Origin of the sequence: Marinobacter sp. ELB17 (genome assembly GCF_000169375.1) — a bacterium.
Lineage (GTDB): Bacteria > Pseudomonadota > Gammaproteobacteria > Pseudomonadales > Oleiphilaceae > Marinobacter.
The window spans coordinates 194870-216095 of the sequence record NZ_AAXY01000005.1; the positions used below are offsets into that span (position 1 = coordinate 194870).

21 protein-coding genes, 1 tRNA gene and 2 pseudogenes are annotated in these 21226 nt (G+C 54.2%); 8 read left to right on the top strand and 16 right to left on the bottom strand.

Annotated features, from left to right (window positions below; translation table 11 throughout):
* Positions 1 to 62 precede the first annotated feature (62 nt).
* Positions 63 to 1469 (top strand): hypothetical protein, encoded by a 1407-nt coding sequence (locus MELB17_RS08805; RefSeq protein ID WP_007349844.1) that lies wholly within the window; start codon positions 63 to 65, stop codon positions 1467 to 1469.
* Positions 1470 to 1784: 315 nt separating this feature from the next.
* Positions 1785 to 2612 carry an HpcH/HpaI aldolase/citrate lyase family protein gene (locus MELB17_RS08810; RefSeq protein WP_007349845.1) on the top strand — a complete coding sequence of 276 codons (828 nt, stop codon included), beginning with the start codon at positions 1785 to 1787 and terminating at the stop codon, positions 2610 to 2612.
* Positions 2613 to 2723: 111 nt separating this feature from the next.
* Here the strand turns inward: MELB17_RS08810 and MELB17_RS08815 are convergent, their stop codons facing one another.
* From MELB17_RS08815 to MELB17_RS08840, 7 genes are all read right to left on the bottom strand, one after another.
* Positions 2724 to 3923: a CaiB/BaiF CoA transferase family protein gene (locus MELB17_RS08815; protein WP_007349846.1), complete on the bottom strand. Its 1200-nt coding sequence runs from the start codon at positions 3921 to 3923 to the stop codon at positions 2724 to 2726.
* A 12-nt stretch (positions 3924 to 3935) separates the two neighbouring features.
* The gene (locus MELB17_RS08820) at positions 3936 to 5315 is read right to left on the bottom strand and encodes an MmgE/PrpD family protein (RefSeq protein ID WP_007349847.1); all 1380 of its coding nucleotides are present in this window, start codon (positions 5313 to 5315) and stop codon (positions 3936 to 3938) included.
* Positions 5316 to 5324: 9 nt separating this feature from the next.
* A complete protein-coding gene (locus tag MELB17_RS08825; RefSeq protein ID WP_007349848.1) occupies positions 5325 to 6485 on the bottom strand; it encodes an acyl-CoA dehydrogenase family protein in 1161 nt (386 codons plus the stop codon).
* A gap of 10 nt (positions 6486 to 6495) precedes the next feature.
* The gene (locus MELB17_RS08830; RefSeq protein WP_007349849.1) at positions 6496 to 7320 is read right to left on the bottom strand and encodes a MaoC family dehydratase N-terminal domain-containing protein; all 825 of its coding nucleotides are present in this window, start codon (positions 7318 to 7320) and stop codon (positions 6496 to 6498) included.
* Positions 7321 to 7654: 334 nt separating this feature from the next.
* Positions 7655 to 7813, bottom strand: a complete 159-nt coding sequence (locus MELB17_RS24525; protein WP_007349850.1) for a hypothetical protein — start codon at positions 7811 to 7813, stop codon at positions 7655 to 7657.
* Positions 7800 to 9026 carry a tyrosine-type recombinase/integrase gene (locus MELB17_RS08835; protein ID WP_007349851.1) on the bottom strand — a complete coding sequence of 409 codons (1227 nt, stop codon included), beginning with the start codon at positions 9024 to 9026 and terminating at the stop codon, positions 7800 to 7802. Before MELB17_RS08835 ends, MELB17_RS24525 begins: the two co-directional genes overlap by 14 nt.
* Positions 9014 to 9283, bottom strand: a complete 270-nt coding sequence (locus MELB17_RS08840; RefSeq protein ID WP_007349852.1) for a hypothetical protein — start codon at positions 9281 to 9283, stop codon at positions 9014 to 9016. Before MELB17_RS08840 ends, MELB17_RS08835 begins: the two co-directional genes overlap by 13 nt.
* A 152-nt stretch (positions 9284 to 9435) precedes the next feature.
* On the opposite strand from MELB17_RS08840, the gene MELB17_RS08845 reads away from it, so the two are divergent.
* The 5 genes from MELB17_RS08845 to MELB17_RS08855 all read left to right on the top strand — a co-directional run bounded on the left by MELB17_RS08845 (position 9436) and on the right by MELB17_RS08855 (position 11542).
* Complete coding sequence (locus MELB17_RS08845; protein WP_007349853.1) at positions 9436 to 9642, top strand: helix-turn-helix domain-containing protein; 207 nt, start codon at positions 9436 to 9438, stop codon at positions 9640 to 9642.
* Between the two features lie 188 nt (positions 9643 to 9830).
* A complete protein-coding gene (locus MELB17_RS25510) occupies positions 9831 to 10436 on the top strand; it encodes a hypothetical protein (protein WP_007349854.1) in 606 nt (201 codons plus the stop codon).
* 31 nt (positions 10437 to 10467) lie between these two features.
* Positions 10468 to 10794, top strand: coding sequence for a hypothetical protein (locus MELB17_RS25515; RefSeq protein WP_007349855.1), 327 nt, complete (start codon positions 10468 to 10470; stop codon positions 10792 to 10794).
* Complete coding sequence (locus MELB17_RS25520; protein ID WP_007349856.1) at positions 10779 to 11291, top strand: hypothetical protein; 513 nt, start codon at positions 10779 to 10781, stop codon at positions 11289 to 11291. Before MELB17_RS25515 ends, MELB17_RS25520 begins: the two co-directional genes overlap by 16 nt.
* A complete protein-coding gene (locus MELB17_RS08855) occupies positions 11288 to 11542 on the top strand; it encodes an ATP-binding protein (protein ID WP_007349857.1) in 255 nt (84 codons plus the stop codon). Before MELB17_RS25520 ends, MELB17_RS08855 begins: the two co-directional genes overlap by 4 nt.
* A gap of 30 nt (positions 11543 to 11572) precedes the next feature.
* Here MELB17_RS08855 and MELB17_RS23705 read toward each other — a convergent pair.
* Positions 11573 to 13140, bottom strand: a pseudogene (locus MELB17_RS23705) (IS3 family transposase).
* Between the two features lie 83 nt (positions 13141 to 13223).
* Here MELB17_RS23705 and istB point away from each other — a divergent pair.
* Positions 13224 to 13727 (top strand): annotated as a pseudogene (istB, locus tag MELB17_RS08870) (IS21-like element helper ATPase IstB); the annotation flags it as partial.
* A 261-nt stretch (positions 13728 to 13988) separates the two neighbouring features.
* Here the strand turns inward: istB and MELB17_RS08875 are convergent.
* The 8 genes from MELB17_RS08875 to bamA all read right to left on the bottom strand — a co-directional run bounded on the left by MELB17_RS08875 (position 13989) and on the right by bamA (position 21219).
* Positions 13989 to 14065 (bottom strand) — tRNA-Met (locus tag MELB17_RS08875).
* An 87-nt stretch (positions 14066 to 14152) separates the two neighbouring features.
* A complete protein-coding gene (gene rnhB, locus MELB17_RS08880; RefSeq protein ID WP_007349861.1) occupies positions 14153 to 14806 on the bottom strand; it encodes a ribonuclease HII in 654 nt (217 codons plus the stop codon).
* Positions 14807 to 14826: 20 nt separating this feature from the next.
* Positions 14827 to 16014: a lipid-A-disaccharide synthase gene (gene lpxB / locus MELB17_RS08885; protein WP_007349862.1), complete on the bottom strand. Its 1188-nt coding sequence runs from the start codon at positions 16012 to 16014 to the stop codon at positions 14827 to 14829.
* Positions 16015 to 16029: 15 nt separating this feature from the next.
* Positions 16030 to 16821 (bottom strand): acyl-ACP--UDP-N-acetylglucosamine O-acyltransferase, encoded by a 792-nt coding sequence (gene lpxA / locus MELB17_RS08890; RefSeq protein WP_007349863.1) that lies wholly within the window; start codon positions 16819 to 16821, stop codon positions 16030 to 16032.
* Complete coding sequence (gene fabZ, locus MELB17_RS08895; protein WP_007349864.1) at positions 16821 to 17258, bottom strand: 3-hydroxyacyl-ACP dehydratase FabZ; 438 nt, start codon at positions 17256 to 17258, stop codon at positions 16821 to 16823. Before fabZ ends, lpxA begins: the two co-directional genes overlap by 1 nt.
* Before the next feature lie 11 nt (positions 17259 to 17269).
* Entirely contained in the window at positions 17270 to 18295 is a 1026-nt protein-coding gene (gene lpxD, locus MELB17_RS08900) for a UDP-3-O-(3-hydroxymyristoyl)glucosamine N-acyltransferase (RefSeq protein ID WP_007349865.1), read from the bottom strand.
* 52 nt (positions 18296 to 18347) lie between these two features.
* Complete coding sequence (locus MELB17_RS08905; RefSeq protein WP_007349866.1) at positions 18348 to 18845, bottom strand: OmpH family outer membrane protein; 498 nt, start codon at positions 18843 to 18845, stop codon at positions 18348 to 18350.
* Between the two features lie 49 nt (positions 18846 to 18894).
* Positions 18895 to 21219 (bottom strand): outer membrane protein assembly factor BamA, encoded by a 2325-nt coding sequence (bamA, locus tag MELB17_RS08910; protein WP_007349867.1) that lies wholly within the window; start codon positions 21217 to 21219, stop codon positions 18895 to 18897.
* Between the last annotated feature and the right edge of the window lie 7 nt (positions 21220 to 21226).

Genomic DNA, 21226 nt, shown 5'->3' on the forward strand with positions numbered 1-21226 from the left:
GTCGATCGATCGGGTAAACAGACGCGCCGTTTTATACATTTAAAGGAGATCAAACGGCCTGAATGGATACCTCAAACTCCTCGCGCTATTCTTCCCTGGCCGGCTTTCTGCCAGCTGGGGTCGTCTTCCTGATGGTCTTATTCGAATACACTGGCCATTCCGCATTCGCATTGGCGGCTTCGGTGCTGGCTGTGATCGCCGTGGCTATCTTCAGTTTTGGCGTCCGCGCCTCTAGGGTCGTGTTTGTGCTGATCGCGATCGCATTGGTTCTTTGGGCCGCGCTGACGAATACGGGGTGGATGGCAGCGACCGCATTAGCGGCGCAGCGCGGTGCGATGGTGATGGCGTTGTTCACCGCCCTGACGGCTATCCGCAATGCCGCCATAAGCGCGCCGGCAATCGTCGAATGCGGGCGTTTCCTCGCACGGCAGCGTTCGGGGTTGCGCTACACCGCACTGACCATCGGCGGGCATCTGTTCGCGTTAATTCTGCTTTATGGCTCAATATCGTTGCTGGGGACCTTGGCGACCGAAAGTGCGGCGCGCGAGCCGGACCCTGAAATTCGCAAGCAACGCACCCGCCGCATGATGATTGCGATCCAGCGGGGCTTTGCGTCCACCCTGTGTTGGTCGCCCCTGGGGTTTTCGATGATCATCAGCGTGTCCGTCGTGCCGGGTGCAAGCTGGAGTGCTGCTGCTCTGCCGGGGCTGGTCAGCGCGCTGATGATGCTGGTGATCGGATGGGGTCTGGACGCACTTTACAAGCCGCAAGGGAAATCGAATACGCGCCCGCTGGAGACAGAGCGATGGGTGACGCAGTTGCGCCCATTGCTGGTGTTGCTGGGTCTTGTGCTGGTCGGCGTCGTGTTGTTGCATACCGTCACGGGAGTCGAGGTGATCGGCGCGGTCATGTCGCTGATTCCAGTCATTGCCATTCTGTGGATCGCAATGCAACAACCCCCGGTTGGCTTGACGCGCAGTGTCAACGTCCGGCAGCGCGCTCTGCTGTTCGTCACGCGCGACCTGCCCAGTTATCGCGGCGAGATCGTCTTGCTGTTCATGGCCGGCTTTATCGGCAGTTTGGGGGCATTCCTATTGGTGCCGCTGGTGCAGGCACAAGGGCTTGATCTGACAACGATCCCACCCTGGATCATTGTCGCCGCGATGGTTTGGATCATCCCCGTTACCGGGCAGCTGGGCATGAACCCAATCCTCGCCGTTTCGCTGTTGGTGCCCATTCTGCCTTCGCCCGAGGTTATGGAAATTCCACCTACGGCGATGGTCGTGGCGATCACAGCCGGATGGGCGCTGAGCGGAGTAACCTCACCATACACGGCGTCCGTCATGCTGGCTGCGTCCTTGGGCGGAGTGTCACCCCTGAGGGCCGGGTTGGGCTGGAACGGGGTGTATATTCTCGCGGCCGGCGCTGCGCTGACCCTGTGGGCGCTATTGCTTTTCTATATTCTTTGATCCGGACCGGTATCAGGAAATTCGTGATAGGATTAACATTCTGGCTAAGAAATTGGACGGAACGTCGTTCATCCTAATTACACCAGTGAACATGCTATCCGTTAGCGCGGAGACGTAGCTCGGCGGCGCCGAGCGCATAGGACTTTCCTGCAATACCTTTAGCGAACAGTTCTCCAGTTTGATTACGTACAGCGTGTCAGGCTACCGCGAGGATAAGTCACCCTATTTGCTAGGCCTATGGTGGGTTTCGACGTCTCTGGCGACAACATTAAGTGCATCAAAGACGATAAAATTACTTAAATAAGGCTATGCGACATGACTGAAGATCATCTGCGATCGTTTCTTTTTGTTCCGGCCACGCGGCCAGACAGAATCGGTAAAGCGTTGGCTAGCGGCGCCGACGCCGTGATTGTGGATCTCGAAGATGCGGTGCCAGCCGACGCCAAGGACCAGGCGCGCTCCACGCTGATGACGTTCCTAGCGAAGAATCCCGACGTGAAAGTGTTGGTGCGGATAAACAGCGCAGGTACGGGCGAATTTGAAGCCGATCTAGCGCTCTGCCGTGATGCCGAAGCGGTGTTTGGCGTGATGCTGGCCAAAGCAGACAGCGCTAAAGACATTGAACACACCGCCGATACAACGAAAAAACCGGTATGGCCGTTGATTGAATCCGGCGCGGGCATTGCGGCACTAGCTGAACTGGTAAAGGCGCGTGGAATTGCACGTTTGAGCATTGGCGCTCTGGATCTGGCGTCTGATCTTGGGCTAATCTCAGATACCCTAGGGGCAGAGAAGATGCTGGACCACTGTCGTAGCCAACTGGTAATTCATTCCAGAGCAGCGGGCCTGGCACCTCCGGTAGAAACGGTGGTACCGGTAATTGACCAGCCAGATGTGGTCGTGCGGGTGGCGATTAACGCCAGTCAGATGGGCTTCACAGGTATGCTAGCCATTCATCCGGCACAATTGCCTGCTATTCATCAAGCCTTTACGCCAAACTCCAGTCAAGTTGAGTGGGCGCAGCAAGTAGTTGCCGGCGCGGCAGAGTTTGGTGCCGTGTTCCAGCTTAACGGTAAAATGGTAGATGCCCCGGTTATCAAACAGGCCCACAGCATTTTGGCGCGAGCACAGCCACAGACATAAGCGATTTGAGAGCCGGGTTTTCCAACCCGGCTCTCAAATCAATCCGACCCCCCAGTATGGGGGGGGGGGAAACGCAAGCGCGCCGCTGAATCTTCTCGATACGCGCCTGCTTCAGATCACCCCATCACTTTTGAACCCTTGAATTTGCTCTTCGTGATAGCCAAGTTCGGCAAGAATGCTGGCGGTATGTTCACCCAGAGCGGGGACCGGGTTCATCACCGGAGTATAGGCACTGCTCCGGCCCGGAGGTAGCGGCGCCGACACCATGCCCGCTGGGCTTCCGACCGTGTCCCAATGATCCCGGGATTTCAGTTGCGGATGCGCCCAGACATCGTGCATATCGTTTACTTTGGCATTAGCGATGGCCGAGTCATCCAATCGCTGAGCGGCCTGCTCCGCAGACATAGACGCGAATACTTGCTGAATAATGCCCCGCAGATCGTCACGGTTCTCCGAACGCAGCTGGTTACTGGAAAAACGGTGGTCATCTGCCAATTCGGGCATATTCAACACCATATTACAGAACGCCAGCCACTCGCGCTCGTTCTGAAGGCCCAGCATGACCTGCTTGCCATCGCCCGCCGTAAACGGGCCATAAGGATAGATCGAAGCGTGGGAGGCACCAGCGCGGGGTGGCGGTTCAGCCCCCTGATAGGCGTAGTACAGCGGATACCCCATCCACTCAACCAGGCACTCAAGCATCGACACATCGATGTGTGAGCCTTCCCCTGTTCTTTGGCGGAGCATTAACGCAGACAGGATGTTGGTGTAGGCGTACATGCCGGCGGAGATATCGGCAATCGAACAGCCCGCCTTAGCCATTCCGTCAGGGCCTGGGGCACCGGTTGTGGACAGAAAACCACCCTCGCTCTGAATCAGCAAATCATAGGCCTTACGATACTGGTAAGGCCCGCTGTCGCCGTAACCGGAAATATCACACACAATCAATTTGGGAAACCTTTCATGCAGGTCCTCGTAAGAGAGACCCAGGCGACGACAAGCTCCAGGAGCTAAATTCTGAACAAAAACATCAGCCTCCTTCAACAATTGATCAAGAATGGGCTTTGCCGGTTCCGCTTTGACATCCAGAGTAAGACTTTCCTTTGAGCGGTTAGTCCAAACAAAATGTGAAGATAGACCATGGACCCGCTCGTCGTATCCGCGGGCAAAATCACCAACGCCGGGGCGCTCAATTTTGATAACTCTAGCACCAAGATCCGCTAACTGACGCGTGCAAAATGGGGCAGCAATCGCATGCTCTAGGCTGACCACTGTGATGCCGTCCAACGGACGGAGTTCGCTGTTGCTCATGTGCACTTCCTGTCAATTAGTGGGGTCGGAGGTGACATGGGGCAGCAGATTACTAACACTGCTGGCATCCCGAAGCCGCCAGGCCCAACTGATCAGTTGATTCGCCTCGGCCGGCGTGGCGGCTTTTGAAAAAGCGACCAATCTATGAAACTTTTCTTCCAATTCGCCCCGAGACATCGGGTTGCCCGGATCCCCTTTGGGATCGTCTATTGCAGCACTCAGCCGTCGGCCATCGGTTGTGACGACCTCGATGCGGCCCAGCCATTTAGCCGGATAGGCCCTGTCTACTTCCGGATCCAGCGACATGCTGACCAGAGAGCGGAAGTGTGCTACCTCTTCACTCTGTAATGCGCGATCCTGGAAGTCGAGGACACCGGCGCTGCCGAATACAGCAATTAATCCCAGCACGGTACCCATTGAAAACTTTGCTTGGTGAATGGTGGTGGGCTCGTTCACCATACCGAGCACATCTATTGCGGCTTGATGCACTTTCGCCACAACAGACTCGATATCACTGCTCGTGAGGTCGTGTTCCTGCATCAGTGCAAGCAGTGCGTCTGCTGCCGGGTGCGTATGTCGACAGGAAGCGTGAAACTTGAATGAGGTTTCCGCTAGTGCCCAGCGAGACCCAAGTTGGTCTGTCAGGAACGCAGGTTCAGCATCGTTTGACATGCCGGCAGCCATACCCTGCCGGCCTTCAAGAATCTGGCTCGCTCCGGTAAGCCCTTCTTCAGTCATGTAGGCCGCAAGCAGTCCATCTGCAGCCGCTTTTGCGGTGTGCAGCTGCTTGGAATTCGCAGCGTCACGCAGGAATTCCCACAAACCGGACGCTTGGGTACCAGCGCTCCCTAGCGCATTAACGAACTGATCTGTGTCGAACTTAAACAACTTGCCCACAGCTACTGCCGCGGCCAATGTACCGACTGTCCCGGTCGTGTGAAAAATTGTGTAATGAGAGCGCCCCAGGAATTCACCGATCCGAATTCCCGCCTCGTATCCGGCCACCGACGCCAAAATTAAATCCCGACCGGAAACGTCCAGATCTTGAGCGGCAGCCAAAACTGCCGGGAACACCACGGTACCTGGGTGAAGTACCGAGCTGTTGTGGAGGTCATCCTGCTCAACCACGTGAGATGCAGCGGCATTTACAAATGCAGCGAACCAGGGCGAGGTACGGCTTCGGTCAACCAGCACTTCGCAATGGCCATTATCGGGGCCCATCCGCCGAGCATATTTCTGAAAAAGAGGAATCGGAGGATAGTCCTTGCCGGCCAGTGCCGATCCCATCCAATCTAGAAAGAGCTCCTCGCAACGTTCAACGACGTATTCCGGAAGGTCTTCGTATGTCAGGTCAGCCAAAAATCCAGCAAGTGTTCGGGTTGCATCAGTCATTGCAAACTCCTAGAACGACCGCGGCAGCTGAAGGATATGCTCAGCCACGTAGGAAAGAATCAGATTCGTTGAGATAGGCGCTACTTGGTACAACCGAGTCTCACGGAACTTGCGCTCAACATCGTATTCGTTGGCGAAACCGAAGCCACCGTGGGTTTGCAGGCAGGCGTTAGCGGCTTTCCAAGAGGCTTCTGCGGCCAAGTACTTTGCCATGTTAGCGCTAGCACCGGCGTTGTGGCCATGGTCGTATTCCCAGCAAGCCTTCCAACGCATCAAATCGGCCGCTTCAACCTCAATGTGAGACTGTGCAATAGGGAATTGGATACCCTGGTTTTTGCCAATCGGACGGTCAAAAACTTCCCGCTCACAGGCGTATTTGGCAGCTTTTTCAATAAACCAGTGACCGTCACCAATGCATTCGGCTGCGATCAACGCACGCTCGGCATTCAGACCGTCCAGAATATAACGGAAGCCTTGGCCTTCCTCGCCAATCAGGCTGTCAGCTGGAAGTTCCAGATTGTCAAAAAACAGCTCATTGGTTTCGTGATTTACCATGTTGGCGATGGGCTGAACAGACAAGCCATTACCGATGGCCTTGTGCAGATCAACGATAAAAATGGACATGCCTAAAGACTTCTTGGTTACTTCTTGCAACGGTGTTGTGCGGGCTAACAAAATCATAAGATCAGAGTGTTGAACCCGCGAAATCCACACCTTCTGGCCGTTGATAACGTATTTGTCGCCCTCGCGCACCGCAGTGGTTTTGAGCTTTGTGGTATCAGTGCCGGTTGTTGGCTCGGTTACAGCCATCGATTGCAGACGCAGTTCGCCAGAAGCCAATTTTGGTAGGTAATATTCTTTTTGCTCATCACTGCCATGACGCAGCAAGGTGAACATGTTGTACATCTGGCCGTGAATGGTCCCAGCATTACCGCCACAACGATTCACTTCTTCCAGGATTACTGATGCTTCGGTCAGCCCTAGGCCGGAACCACCAAATTCTTCCGGAATCATGGCCCCCAGCCAACCAGCTTTAGTCATATCTTCAACAAAGGCCTCGGGAAAGGCTTTTTTCTCGTCCAGCTCACGCCAGTACTCGGCACCATAGTTTACACACAGGCTACGTACACCATCGCGGATAGCATCTAGAGATTCTTGATTATCAAACATGATATTTTCCTTAATAGGTTACACGGGCTTGCTGGGCCGGGCCGTTGTCGTTAAAGGCTAGCAGCACGCTTTCGTTGTTGGTTTTTGCATAGCCGCCAAGGCTGAACTCAGTTCCCTGAATTAATGGTCGAACGCCACGGTATTCAAAGTGTTTTGGTTCTTTCTCAGGGTTGTTGCTGATGAAACTGTGTAGCAGCAAAGTGGCGATCAGTGGGCCGTGGACCACCAAGTTCGAATAGCCCTCGCTTGCGGTCACGTAGGGATAGTCGTAATGGATGCGGTGGCTATTGAAAGTCACCGCCGAGTAGCGGAACAACATTACCGTCGACGGCGCCACGCTTTCTTGCCAGTGCATCAACGGAATCTCGCCGCTGTCTTGCAGGCGCGGCGCGGTTGGTGCGCGGTAAACCACATCCTGCTCTTCGTCAATGCATAATATATTGTCATGGGTGTATTGGTGCCGGAGCGTAACGAACAATAACGCACCGGTGTTGCCTTGTTTTTCTGTGATCTTAATGATTTCAGTGCGGCGCTTTGCTAGTCTTCCAACTAGCAAAGGGGTGTGGAAAGCAAGGCGGCCACCGGCCCACATACGATTCCGGCCTTCGACCGGAGGCATAAACTGACCCAGTGCGGGGTGGCCATCTGGACCGGTCAAATCTTCACTGACAGGCTCTTGAAAAAATGCCCAGTGCCACAAATGTGGCAGTGGCACTCCATTTTTTGGCGTTTCAGTTCCGAACGTAACGGCTATTCGCTTGACGAGGCATTCGGAAATGATAGCTTCGACCGATTCGCTTTTGCCTAGCCAGTAGTCATATGAGTGATCGCCCATAAACGCTCCCAAGTTGCACTTGTTATGTTTTGTTCAGAAAAGTATGCGTAATCGATAGCAACTATAGAATTTGAGAATGTGGAAGGCTGGGTTCACAAATTTGGAATGTTTGACTTTTATCTTTAAAAATCATAAATTTGAGTTATTTGGCTGCCGGGGAAATGGCTACCCTAGAGGCGTTCTAAGCGCCCATAAATAAGCCCTGACACCTTAAAGCACCGCCTTACGAGTCGTAACATTTCCCTATATAAATTTTTTCGTGACTGAAAACAACGCGTGTTGTAGTGGTTCAATGATGGGTTCCTTAGTCATGACCTCTCACATATCAAAACCCTTAGTCGGCGCATAGGCAATTAAGGTCGCCGTCACTGGCACTGAGCCGGAGTTTAATGACGGCAATGCCGTCCTCATCAAACTGAGCAACTCTGCCGGTAATCCGATAGGTGCCACTCACGATTTGGGCACTTTGCTGGTTCAGGTTACGCAATTTCATATTCACTCTCCTTACGGCTATCTACACGGGAACCAAGCAGGCGCTCAAAAGCTGAGCCGTCCATTCGGGTCAAGTTCGGGATGAATCGGGAATAGACTTTGAAAAGCATCTCTGTTGATGAGTGGCCCAACACCCTGGCCACCCACTCTGGATTCTCACCAGATGCCAGTAGCAGCGTCGCTGCGGTGTGGCGCGTCTGGTAGGGGCGCCTTTTTGTCAACTTCAGCGCCTCCAGCAATGGATACCACACCCGCTTGGTCACGTTGTTGTGGTCCAGCGGCTGTCCTTCTCGATTGCAGAACACAAATTTGCTTAGCTTACCTATAGCCGCATGTTGAGCTTTTAACGCCTCATAGACTGGGCCAAACATGGGGATCTCGCGCTGTGAGCCATCCGTCTTGGTATATTCAGTCTTACCGTGGATCAACGTCTCCCGAACAAGGATTTCTTGTTTCTCAAAATCCACGTTCGCCCATTTCAAACCATCAATCTCGCCAGTGCGCATACCGGTGTAAAAGCGCAGCTGATAGTAATTGCGGTAGTCCTCGCGCACGTATTTACAGATTCGTTCCACTTCCGCCAATGAGAAGGGTTCGATGTGAACCCTTTGCAGTTTGAGTGGTTTGATATTCCGATACGGATTATCAAATTCGAAGCGCTCCGACGCTTCGGTCATGATCATTCGAAGAATGGTCAAATGACTGTTGATGGTTTTAGGCGCCATAAGCCCACTGGCTCCCCTGCCCCTGCGTTTGGCCATTTTTGTGCGCGCGGCGAGAATGTCTGCTTTAGTGATCTCCGCCATTCGAGTGTTTTTGAAGGCCGGCTTTAAGGAGCTGTCCAAAATAGACACCACATTTCGAGTGTGGGATGAGCGCCACTGAATTTTGGACTCTTGGAACCACTGGTCTGCAAAATCTGCGACGTATGGGGTCTGAGCTGCATTAACCTCAGGATCCGCTCCCTCATCGTTTATTCCCGCACCCGAACCGTCGTTTTTCAATTTGTTGAGATTTCGACTATCCGGAAACTGTTCAGCGTAGTTAAAAGCGCCAAGCAAAATTTTTGCTTCGACTTTCTGGAGTAATGCTTCCACACGCTTACGGTTTGCCAGGGTGTCTAGTAAAGCCGTTTGCTCGCGGCATCGGTGGCCCCGGCACATAAAGTCCAGATACAGTTTTCCGGTCTCTTTACGAGCCCTTACTTTACCCATACACGGCAGGAATTATCCATACAAGTTACTCCACTTGCCATCGGAATGGACAGTTTGTCTTTAGCTTGGGCGCCAACCAGCGTCTCTTTCTCCACCTCTTCCCATATGAAGATAATTTTGCGCCGGCCAAAAGACTTGATGTAATGACGCCGCTCTAACAGCACACTGTCTTTTAGGCATTGTCGAATTGTTCGAGAGTCATATTTGATGCGACCCGCCAGCTCTTCTATTGTCAGATAGGTGTAGGAATTTTCCATCGAAGTTTTCCTTCTATTGCGCTACGCTAAATCAATAAAAGACATTCTCCGTATCAGAATGCCATCCTAAAAGACATTTTAGACAACAAAAGTACATTTTCAAACATTTTTTGTCATTTAGGATGGCATTTTTAAATTAAGGATAGCTTTTAATGGTTCGTTGTCACTTAGCTCGACTTATGGGCGAGCACAAAATGAAGATCGTGGACGTGGCGAAACAGACGGGGCTGAACCGAAATACGGTCACCCTACTTTATAGAGAAACTGCACAGCGGATTGACCTAGATGCGATCGACAAACTCTGCAAACTTTTTCAATGCGAAGTCGGCGAACTTCTTGAGTTCCAGCAGGACGAGTAAATTGTAGGGCTATCGGCAAGTGCAAAACGCGGGCTGAGATAAGAAAGCGGAATGTTCGGCGACAATTAGGATGACCGGTTAACGACAATTATCTTGGCCGGTTGGGTGTAACAATCGGTACCTTGTTTTCCACTGTGGAGCACTAGGTGCCTGGTCAACACATAACCAACCGACAAGAGGAGCTGTACATGCAGCACCGACAAAATGGCGCAAGCCAAGAAGTAGCTGCCGCCAAGGCAGGCGTTTCTGTCCGATCTGGGCGACGCATCGAGACATCAGCACAAAAACCCTGCCTTGACACCGAGCGGCAATGGCGTACCCGAGAAGATCCACTGGAAGCGGTTTGGGAAACAGAGTTGCTCCATCTGTTAGAAAATGAGCCTAAGCTGACCGGTACAACTCTGCTTGATTATCTGCAAGAGCATTACCCTGAGCACTACGATCAGACCATTCTGCGCACCCTGCAACGCCGTGTGAAGCTCTGGCGGGCGCTACACGGGCCGGAACGCGAGGTCATTTTTCGCCAGCAGGCGGTTGTGGCGCAACAGGGGTTTTCTGATTTTACCCACCCCGACAACCCGGTTACGATTCAATCCAAGACCTTTCCACACCTGCTCTATCAATTTCGATTGGCCTACAGCGGTTGGCGCTCGGTTACCGTCGTTCAAGTGGTGAGAGTTATGCGGCTCTGGCGGCGGGCTTGCAGCGAGCCTTACAACAGTGGGTGGCAGTCCATTGAGCACCGCACCGACAGCTTAAGCGCGGCACGCAATACCGTCAAACGTGTGGACTGAGGCTTATAGCGAGCTGTGCCAGCATTACCGCATGACACCCACTCGCAATAATCTGGGGCAGTCCCATGAAAACGGCGTGGTGGAGTGCGCCAATGGCTCGCTCAAGAAACGCTTGGCACAACAGTTGTTATTGCGCGGTCACAGTGACTTCGACGGTGTTGCGCACTATCAGGCTTTTATTGATCGCGTTGTCGACAAGCTCAATCAGCGCAACCGATCGCGCGCGCTTGAAGAGCAGGCGGCCTTGCAGCCTCTGCCGGAGTTTACGGCGGCCGAGTATCAGACCCTCCACCTTAAGGTGACGCGCAGCTCACGATCGAAGTCCGGCGCGTTGTTTACACCGTGCCATCGCGGCTGATTGGAGAGTCGGTACAAATCCGGTTGCACCACGACAAGCTGGTGCTGTTCGTCGGACAGCAGCCGGCACTGACATTACCGCGCATTTACCCCAAACCTGGCGAGAATCGCGCCCGCAGCGTCAATTACCGGCACGTTATCCGCTCGCTGGCCTCGAAGCCGCAGGCCTTCCGTTACTCTCAGTTGCGTGATGACTTACTCCCGGACGACAACTACCGTCAACTCTGGCAGCTTGCGGATACGCACCTTGAAGCCCGAGAAGCCTGCAAATGGATCGTGACAACATTGCGACTGGCCTTCGAGTACGATGATGAACAGTCGCTGGGGGAGGATCTGCTGATTGAGGCCCAAGCAGGCCGGTTCGCGTCCATTACCGAGATTCAGTCACGCTACCTTCGCGGCAACCCAGACCTCAAGTGCTCTGCATCAAGCCAACACACCTTAGTGAGCTACGACGAGCTACTGTCCTCGATCAACAGTCAGGAGGCACAGATATGACAGGCTCTGTCGCTTTACTGTTAAAAGAACTCCGTCTGCCGGCCTTCCACCGTCATTACCAATCGCTCTGGGAAACCGCCATTGAGAAGAACTGGTCACACACCGATTACCTAGCGGCATTGTGTGAGTACGAGCTCTCAGACCGCTACCAGCGCCGGACCCAGAAGTGGGTACGCGAGGCAAAACTTGCCGCCAACAAGACCTTCTCAGCGCTTGATCAAAGCGCGTTCAGCCGCCCCTGCAACCGGTGATTTGCAACCCAGTTGTCCATATAGCTGCACTTAAGCAGCCTGTTTATTACGCTCAATTTCCTGCAATTTTCCAGGGTTGAGCGATACGGCTCCGGCGACTGCCCAGTTTCGAGTATCACCAGACCAACGCCTAGGATTCAGACTCTTTGCTCGTTCATAAACCGCTTCACGTTTGGCTAACAACTCTGCATCAACACCCTGGTGCCGTTGTGCGGGCGTCACGAAGTTGATGCCGCTGTGCAGGTGCTCTTCGTTGTAAGCCTGCTCGAACAACAGCATCCATTTGCGCACCGCCGTTAGTGATGAAAAGCCCTTGGCTGGCCATTTTGGACAGTACTTTAGCGTCTTGAACAACGACTCTGAGTAAGGGTTGTCGTTGCTTACTCTGGGTCGGCTGTGAGACATCAGCATACCCAGGTCTGCCAGCCGCGCTTTCAGCGTGTAGGACGTCATCGGCGCGCCGTTATCTGAGTGCAGCACCGGTGGGTTTTGCCAACATCTCTCGCGTAACAGAGCTCAATCAATGAGCTTTTTGGCAAGCTCGCCGGACTCTGATTCGTGGATTTCCCACGCCACGATTTTGCGACTGTAGATGTCCATGATCAGGTACAGATACCAGTGCTGACCGCGCACCTCTGAGGGGCAATAGCTGATGTCCCAGCTCCACACCTGGTTCGGGCCTGTGGCGGTAAAGCTGGTGGGCTCAGGGACCTTGCGCGGCGGTTTCATGCGGCCCCGATGATTCACTTGCTGGTACTTTTTGAGCACTCGGTAGAATGAGGACTCAGAGGCCAGGTAAAGCCCTTTATCAGCCAGTCGAGGCACGATCTGGGACGGTGGCAAGCTCTGGTACTCCCGTTCATTGCAGGTGTCTAGAATGGCCGCTTCTTCAGCGTGAGTGAGCTGGTGTGGCTGCACAACGCGCTCCGCTTGCGGGCGTTGATCTTCCGCTACAGCGCCATTAGCCTGTCGCCAGCGCTTCAACGTGCGCTGACTCAGCTCCATCAAGTCGGCCGCCTTGTACCGGGCTGCGCCACTGGCGACAGCTTCGTCATAGTCGTTTAAAAGCCTTGTACGTTCGGTCAGCGGTGTTAACTGTCCTCGCTGTCCGGGTCCTCGCCGTACAAGGCTTCGAGCTTTTTTGACAGCACCAACAATGAGGTCGTTTCTGCCAGAACCCGATCCTTACGGCGCACTTCCGCTTGCAGCTTCTTGATGGTTTTGCGGGCATCACGCTGCTGCTTCTGAGCGGCTTTCCCTTGCCCTTCTTGCAGACCGGCACCGTGTAGGCAGGCGTCTTTCCAGCGTTGTACCTGCTCGGGATACAGACCTTTCTGGCGGCAATACGCACTCAGTTCAGCTTCGGACATAGACGCCGTTTCGATCACGACGGCTAACTTGGCATCAGGAGACCAATCGTCTCCAGCATTACGATAACCCGGCACAGGCACCCCTTGTTGTCGACACTGTTTTAACCAATTGTACAGAGTCACATCCGATAGGCCTTCCTCTGCGGCCACCTGCACCACACTGCGGTTCTGCGGAGGTAACAACTTCTTCAACACGGCCGCTTTACGTTCCTCGGAATAACGTGGCATGACTGCTCTCACTCCGCCCAATCTGACATGAATTTAGGCGAAATCGCCAACTGGACAACTAGGCTGGCAGAGGGGGCAACACCGCACTGGCAAGGCTGCAACAAGACAGTGACTGGGCACACCATGCCGACAATGTGCTGTTGATTGGCCCCAGCGGCACTGGCAAAACCCATATCGCTAATGCACTGGGTCATCAACTCACCGAACAGGGGGTACGCTGCAAACTGTTCCCTGCCATAGCGCTGGTTCAGCACTTACAACAGGCCAAGCGCGATCTCGACTTGATGACAGCCATGACACGGCTGGATAAATACAGGGTCGTCATCATCGATGACATCGGTTATGTAAAAAAGACGGATGCAGAAACCCAGGTACTGTTCGAGTTCATCGCCCATCGCTATGAGAGTGGCAGTCTAATCGTCACAGCCAACCAACCATTTAGTGAGTGGGATCAAATCTTCCCAGACAGCATGATGACTGTAGCGGCCATAGACCGGCTGATACACCACGCAACTATTATCGAATTAGAGGGGGAAAGTTACCGAAGACAGCAGCATCTCAAGCAGGCTGCAAAGAGTAAGAAGTAAGACCACCCAACCGGCCATCATAGTTGTCGCGGACCGGACAGGATAGTTGACGCCGAACAGCGGAAGGAATTTCGGGTGCTGACTTGCTACACATATGACGCGTGCCAAAAAATGACTTACGGTCGTTTCCGGGTGTAGACCAAAAGACAGCGCCACAGTGCTTGGCACATTTGTGTCACATAGTCGTTACACAAATTTTCTAACACCCCAGAAAAAAAAAGCCAGATCAGTGATTCACTGATCTGGCTTTTTTCTACTATATGGTAGCGGGAGCAGGATTCGAACCTACGACCTTCGGGTTATGAGCCCGACGAGCTACCAGACTGCTCCATCCCGCATCAAACTGGTATTGGTGAAGCGCGTTTCAAACTCGCCTCAATCAATGTGCGCGTATACTAATACCCGACTGGTGGGTTGTCAACGCCTTATGCAAACAAATCGCCTAGTGCGTCGGGATTAAAGTCGCCGACGGTGTTCAGGGCTTCTCTGACCGGGCGAAACGAGCGGCGATGCTGGGGTGTGACGCCCAGGCGTGCCAGCGCTTCCATGTGAGCCGTGGTTGGGTAGCCTTTGTGTTGCGCCAGGCCGTACCCCGGGTAAAGCTGGTCTAGCGCCTGTAATTCGCGATCCCGGGTTACTTTCGCCAGAATGGATGCAGCGCTGATGGCGGCTATTCGCATGTCGCCTTTCACCACAGCCGCCGCGGGCCAGCGCCAATCAGGGCAGCGATTACCATCTACCAACACGTACTCGGGTTGCGGGTTCAGTCCCTCAACGGCGCGGGTCATGGCCACCATGGTGGCCTGGAAGATGTTCAGGCGATCAATCTCTTCGGCTTCGCAGCGCCCAAGGCTCCAAGCAGTGGCTTTTTCGATGATTTCGTCGAACAGTTGGTTGCGCTTTTTCTCGCTGAGTTTTTTCGAGTCGGCCAGGTCTTTTATGGGCCGAGCCGGATTCAGTATCACAGCGGCGGTGACGACCGCGCCGATCAACGGGCCGCGCCCTACTTCGTCAACGCCAGCCAGAAGTTCGCCCTGATAGTCACACACAAACGGCGGGAAGGGGGTTTTAATGGCCATAATCAGAGGCTCCTGCACTTTCAAGTTTCAAGCAATCGCGCCTTGTCGTTATGGCCACCAGCCAGCAGGGCCGCAATGGCCATGGCCGCTTGCTCATCAGCGTTCTGCCGCAGGGTCAGGTGCAGCTCGGTGAAGGATTCAATCAGCTGCTCGCGCTTTGAGGTGTCTTCAAGCTGGCTGAGTACGGCGGAGCCCAGCGCTTCCGGCGTAGCGGCGTCTTGCAGGAGTTCTGGCACCAGTTCCTGGCGAGCGAGTAAATTAGGTAAGGCGATGTGGGGTATCTGCACCATACGCGACAGTATTTTGTAGCTGAAGTCACTCAGCCGGTAACCCACCACCATAGGCTTTTTCAGCAGCATGGCTTCCAGGGTAGCGGTGCCAGAAGCCAGCAATACCGTATCAGAAGCCGCCATGACTTCCCGGGAACGGCCTTTCACAATGGTCACTGGCAAGCTCAGCTCCAGAGCTTCAGTGATGCCACGAATCTGCTTTTCGCGCTCACGGTTAACGCAAGGGATCACCAGTTGCAAATCGGGGACGCGCTGCTGCAACCAGCGCGCAGCTTCTAGAAAGAGCGTGCCCAGGCGCTCTACTTCTCCCCCACGGCTCCCTGGCAATATGGCCAGGACGGGCTTGTCGAGTTCCAGCCCCAAGTCTGCCCGCGCCTGAGCGGTGTCTGGTCGCATTGGAATGCGGTCCGCCAAAGGGTGGCCAACAAACGCTACAGGTATGTTGTGCTGGCGATAAATATCGGTTTCGAACGGAAACAGGGTCAGCATTAAGTCAACGGATTTGGCAATTTTGAAGATGCGTTTTTTACGCCAGGCCCACACCGATGGGCTGACGTAATGCACCGTGGGTATGCCGGCCTCGCGGCAGCGGCGCTCTACTGCCAAAGTGAAATCCGGGGAATCGATACCGATCACCACCGCAGGTGGGGTGGTCAGAAAAAAATCCAGCAGGCGGCGGCGAATGCGCACCAGCTCACCAATACGACCCAGCACTTCGACCAGCCCCATAACGCTCAAACGCTCCATAGGCACCAGGGACTGGAAGCCTTCGGCCATCATTTCTTCACCGCCGATACCGGCAAAGCGGGCGTTGGGGTAGCGTTTGCGCAGGGACCGAATCAGTCCTGCACCGAGGATATCACCAGATGCTTCACCGGCAATGATGCCAAAGGTGATGCAGGACTCGGGATTTTGCAATGTCAGCCTACCCGTTCAGCGAATGATGCCGCGATCGGCCCGGCGCAGCGATTCAATCAACGGTGTAATTTCTGGCAGGTCAGCAAAGTCGGTTTCCAGCGTTTTGATGGCTTGCTCGGTGGTCAGCCCCTGGCGATAAATCACCTTATAGGCTCTACGCAGACTGACCAGAATGTCTTTACCGAAACCGCGGCGTTTCAGGCCTTCCACATTCATACCGTGGGGCTGCGCAGACTGGCCGCTGGCCATAACGTATGCCGGTATGTCTTTCAGCACGATACTGCCGCCAGCCGCCATGCTGTGGGCGCCAATGTGGCAGAATTGATGCACCATGGTACCGCCGCCCAGTATGGCGTAGTCGTCCACCGTTACGTGGCCGGCCAGGGTGGTGCAATTGGCCAGTATGGTGTTGTCGCCCAGCACGCAGTCGTGGGCCACATGCACATACGCCATCAGCAGGTTGCCATTGCCGATGCGGGTTTCACCCTGATCTTGCACGGTGCCGCGATGCACGGTGCAGTTTTCACGAATGGTGTTGTTGTCGCCAATCACCAGGCGGGTAGGCTCACCAGCGTACTTTTTATCCTGGCATTCTTCGCCAACGCTGGAAAACTGGAAGATTCGATTATTGCGACCGATGACGGTCGGTCCTTTGATGACCACGTGGGACATGATTTCGGTGCCTTCCCCGATCTCAACACCCGGGCCTATGTAACTCCAGGGCCCAACGGTCACGTTATCTGCAAGCTCGGCTAAGGCATCAACAATCGCCTGGGGATGTACTCCGGACCAGTCACGTGTCGCCATCAAACTTCTCGCTCCGCAGTCAGGATTTCTGCCGCGCAGACCACTTCGTTATTAACCAGGGCACGGCACTCGAATTTCCAGATGCCGCGCTTGGTCGAAACAACTTCAGACTCCATGCATAGCTGGTCGCCTGGCAGCACCGGGCGCTTGAAACGCACCTTGCGGGCACCCGCCAGATATTGCACCAAGCCATCAGCCGGTTTTCGACCTACAGTGACAAAACCCAGAATACCGGACAACTGGGCCATGGCTTCTATAATCAACACACCCGGCATAATCGGGTTGTTGGGAAAGTGGCCTTCAAAAAACGGCTCGTTAAACGAGACATTTTTGTAGCCCTTGATGGACTTGCCGCTCTCAATGTCAGTTACCCGGTCCACCAGCAAAAATGGGTAGCGGTGCGGCAAGTATTCAAGAATTTCGTTAATGTACATCATGTTGATCGGCCTCAGCCCTCTGATTTCTTTTCCAATTCTTTTAGCCGTCTGGCCATGGCGTCCAGCTGACGGAAACGCACTGCGTTTTTGCGCCATTGCCGGTTAGTTTCTGCGCTGGTTCCAGACGAATAAACGCCAGGTTCGCTGATGTCGCCGGTTACCAGTGTCATACCCGTGAGCTGCACACCGTCGCTGATGGTCAGGTGCCCGGCCACACCGGCCGCACCGCCGAACACGCAGTGGCTGCCAATACGGGTACTTCCGGCAATACCCACTTTAGCGGCCATCGCACTATGATCGCCTATGTAAACGTTATGGGCGATCTGAATAAGGTTATCAAGTTTTACGCCGTCACCAATCACCGTGTCGTCCAACGCGCCGCGGTCAATGGTGGTATTAGCGCCCACTTCTACGTCATTACCAAGAACCACCCGGCCAATCTGTGCAATGCGGTGCCAAACACCCCGCTCGTTGGCAAAACCGAAGCCGTCCGAGCCAATAACCGCGCCGCTAAGAATATGGCAGCGCTGCCCTATGACCACGTCGTGGGCCAAAGTAACCCGGGGCCGCAGAAGACTGTCGCGCCCAATACGGGTGCGGGCACCAATCACGCAGCCGTGGCCGACAACCACGCCTTCGCCAATGTCTACATCAGCCTCAATGACCACCTGGGCGCCAACACTGACCCCGGCTCCGATGCGTGCAGAGGGGTCAATCACCGCGCTGGGGTGAACACCGGCAGGGGCTTTCGGCGTGGTGTCAAACCAGTGGCTCAAATGGGCATAGCCCAGATAGGGATTAGCCATCACTAGCGCGCTGCAGGTGGCCAGCGCAGCAAATTCAGGCGCAACAATAATGGCACCAGCCTGACTGGTGGCAACATGTTTGCCGTATGACGGATTCGCCAGAAAGCTGATTTGCTCGGGACCTGCGCACTGCAAGGTGGCCAGCCCGGTGATGCGCTGTTGCGGGTCGCCCCTGAGGTCTGCGCCCAGTTCGCGGGCGATATCACCCAGCAGATAAGACGGTGATGTCATCGCAGGTCTCCTGGCACTACGCCGTTAAAGTAAGGGTTCATAACAACCCGACTTAACGGTTCAGTTTCTCCAGGAGCTGCTCGGTCAGATTCAAATCAGGCTTCACGTAAACCACAGCTTCGCTCGGTAAAATCAAATCCAGGTCGTTTTCGTCCAGCAGTTCTTTTACCGCGACATCCACCTGCGGGCGGGCCGCTTCAAGAAACGCTTGCTTGCGCTGTGACACGGTGGTGTCCAGGCGTTGCTTCATGGCATTGAATTGTTGCACGGTCTGCTGGAACTCGCCGGCCAGTTTCTCCCGTTCACTGTCGTTCATCATGGCTCCGTCTTTTTGCAGACGGTCCTGCATCGCCCGCGCCTTTTCCTGCGCTTCACGAACCTCTACCTCGTCACCGGCGAAATCCTGCTGCAATTTTTCGCTGAAGGTTTTTGCGCTGTTCGACGCAAACAAGGCCTGGCGCAGGTCTACCACACCAATACGGGTGTCGGCGATGGCAGGAAACGACAGTGCCATTACGGCCGCAGCCACAATCAAGGTTATGCGGGACATCGATTTTCTCCTTGTTTCATTTTTATGATAAATCTCGTTTGAAAACACGCTAGAACGTCTGACCCAACGAGAACTGGAATACTTGGGTATCGTCACCGGGTTCGTCGTTCAACGGTTTAGCCAGGCTGAACGCCAGAGGACCCACCGCGGTAATCCATTGAAAGCCGATACCCGCGGAGAAACGTACTTCCCCGAAGTTCGGACTAAAATCACGATCTGTATCGAATACCTGGCCGCCATCAAGGAATATCGAGGTGCGCATTGAGCGCGTATCGCCAGCAAAAGGCGTTGGCAGTATCAATTCTACGCCAGCCTCAGTCAGTAGGTTACCACCGAAAGGATCCAGATCAGAACGATCCAGCGAACCGACTGTTCTGGTTTCCAGGGGGCCGAGCGAGTTCGCGCGGAAACCGCGAACCGAACCGAAACCACCGGAAAAGTAATGCTCGTAAAACGGCATGACCGTTCGATCGCCATAGCCGTCACCGTAACCGATTTCGGTGCGGGTACGCAGAACCCAATTCTGGGAGTCGGTCAACGGGAAGTAGAAGTCGGTTTTGTGCCCAACTTTGTAGAAGGTCAGATCACTACCTGGCACCGCGACGTCTAGCGACAGCGAATGGCTATAGCCGTCCGAAGGCAAAATACCGCGGTTCAGGGTGCTCTGACGCCAGCTGCCGAACAGGAAAAAGTTATTGAAGGCGTCACCCTCTTCGTCAATAAAATCTCTCACTTCCTGAGCGCTGAAGATGCCCTCTTTCACTTTTGACAGGGTGTAACCGGCGCCGAAATTCAAGCGCGTGATGCTATCAATGGGATAGCCGAAAGTGACGCGCGTACCATACTCATCCAACAGGTAGGATGAGATATCTTCTTCTTCGAAGTTCGTTTCACGGGCAAACACACTGAAACCGCGGCTAACACCGTCAACGGTGTAGTACGGGTCGAGGTAAGACACGTTGGCACTCTTAACAGAGTCGCTAAAATTCACCCCAAACGATACCTGCTTGCCGGTTCCGAAAAAGTTATTTTCAGACACGCTGGCGCCAAGGATAATGCCGGAATCCTGAGAGAAACCAACAGAGGCAGACAGGCTACCGGTGGGCTGCTCTTCAACGCTGTAGTTTACGTCTACCAAATCATCTGTGCCTGGCACCGGCACGGTTTCCACATTAACGCCTTTAAAAAAGCCCAGGCGCTCAAGTTGGACCTTGGAGTATTCTATCCGGTCAGTGGACGCAATGCCGCCTTCCATCTGGGTCATTTCCTGCCGCAACACATCGTCGCGAGTGGACACGTTGCCCGAGAAGTTCACCCGGCGCACGTAGGCTCGCTTGCCCGGCTCAACAAAGAAGGTCACCGCTGCAGTACCGTCTTCGGACGTTTCAGGTACCGCGTTCACATCAGCAAACGCGTAACCTTCCCGACCCAGACGGAATGACAAACTTTCGGAAATAGCGGTCATCTGGGCACGCGAAAACACATCACCCACTTTTACCGGGATCAGATCACGCAATTCCTGCTCCGGCACAATAAGGTTGCCGCGCAAGCGGATGTCAGACAGCGTGTACTGGCGGCCTTCGTTCAGTGCGATGACGATGAACACTTTTTGTTTGTCCGGCGATATGGACACCTGACTGGATTCTACGCTGAAATCCAGGAAACCACGGTCTAGATAAAAGGACCGAAGGGTTTCCAAGTCGCCACTCAAACGCTCTCGGGCGTACTTATCAGAGTTAGTGATAGAGTTCCACCAGCCGGTGCTTTGCAGCTCAAGCAGGTCTTTTAGCTCGTCATCGCTATATTCCTGGTTACCAACCAGGTTAATGTGATGAATCGCGGCAACACTGCCCTCGTTGATATCCAGACTGATATCAACGCGGTTGCTGGGTAGCTCATTGGCCGTGGCTTTAACACGGGCATTATACCGGCCTTGGCCAATGTACGAACGCAGAATCTCCAGCTCTAGCCGTTCAAGTGTTGCGCGGCGGAATACCTGGCCTTCTTCGAGGCCTGCCCCCGAAAGCGCGTCTGTAAGAATATCAGTTTCGATATTCTTGTTGCCGTCAATGTTGATGGCGCTGATCGACGGGCGCTCGCGCACGGTCAAAATCAGCGCACCGGAATCACGGCTGGCCTGGATGTCCGTAAACAGGCCTGTACGGAACAGCGACTTTATGGCCTCTGCCAGCTCGGCGCCGTCAACCTGTTCGCCAATATTGATCGGGAAGGAACTAAAAACCGTACCCGCAGATACGCGCTGGAGGCCTTCAACTTCAATGTCCGATATTGTGAATGTGTCCGCAAGCGCGGGCTTCATACCGAGTGTGGCCACTGTCAGGCCAACGGCTAAACCTAGAAAAGTAAGTCTCATTCAAATA

Coding starts and splice junctions, on each gene's coding strand:
- MELB17_RS25515 (WP_007349855.1), top strand. CDS start 10,468: ATGACACCCACTCGCAATAATCTGGGGCAGTCCCATGAAAACGGCGTG.
- MELB17_RS08810 (WP_007349845.1), top strand. CDS start 1,785: ATGACTGAAGATCATCTGCGATCGTTTCTTTTTGTTCCGGCCACGCGG.
- MELB17_RS08820 (WP_007349847.1), bottom strand. CDS start 5,315: ATGACTGATGCAACCCGAACACTTGCTGGATTTTTGGCTGACCTGACA.
- rnhB (WP_007349861.1), bottom strand. CDS start 14,806: ATGGCCATTAAAACCCCCTTCCCGCCGTTTGTGTGTGACTATCAGGGC.
- lpxD (WP_007349865.1), bottom strand. CDS start 18,295: ATGACATCACCGTCTTATCTGCTGGGTGATATCGCCCGCGAACTGGGC.
- MELB17_RS08815 (WP_007349846.1), bottom strand. CDS start 3,923: ATGAGCAACAGCGAACTCCGTCCGTTGGACGGCATCACAGTGGTCAGC.
- MELB17_RS08855 (WP_007349857.1), top strand. CDS start 11,288: ATGACAGGCTCTGTCGCTTTACTGTTAAAAGAACTCCGTCTGCCGGCC.
- MELB17_RS08840 (WP_007349852.1), bottom strand. CDS start 9,283: ATGGAAAATTCCTACACCTATCTGACAATAGAAGAGCTGGCGGGTCGC.
- MELB17_RS25510 (WP_007349854.1), top strand. CDS start 9,831: ATGCAGCACCGACAAAATGGCGCAAGCCAAGAAGTAGCTGCCGCCAAG.
- MELB17_RS08805 (WP_007349844.1), top strand. CDS start 63: ATGGATACCTCAAACTCCTCGCGCTATTCTTCCCTGGCCGGCTTTCTG.
- MELB17_RS24525 (WP_007349850.1), bottom strand. CDS start 7,813: ATGAAATTGCGTAACCTGAACCAGCAAAGTGCCCAAATCGTGAGTGGC.
- MELB17_RS08825 (WP_007349848.1), bottom strand. CDS start 6,485: ATGTTTGATAATCAAGAATCTCTAGATGCTATCCGCGATGGTGTACGT.
- MELB17_RS08845 (WP_007349853.1), top strand. CDS start 9,436: ATGGTTCGTTGTCACTTAGCTCGACTTATGGGCGAGCACAAAATGAAG.
- bamA (WP_007349867.1), bottom strand. CDS start 21,219: ATGAGACTTACTTTTCTAGGTTTAGCCGTTGGCCTGACAGTGGCCACA.
- MELB17_RS08835 (WP_007349851.1), bottom strand. CDS start 9,026: ATGGGTAAAGTAAGGGCTCGTAAAGAGACCGGAAAACTGTATCTGGAC.
- fabZ (WP_007349864.1), bottom strand. CDS start 17,258: ATGATGTACATTAACGAAATTCTTGAATACTTGCCGCACCGCTACCCA.
- lpxA (WP_007349863.1), bottom strand. CDS start 16,821: ATGGCGACACGTGACTGGTCCGGAGTACATCCCCAGGCGATTGTTGAT.
- MELB17_RS08905 (WP_007349866.1), bottom strand. CDS start 18,845: ATGTCCCGCATAACCTTGATTGTGGCTGCGGCCGTAATGGCACTGTCG.
- MELB17_RS08830 (WP_007349849.1), bottom strand. CDS start 7,320: ATGGGCGATCACTCATATGACTACTGGCTAGGCAAAAGCGAATCGGTC.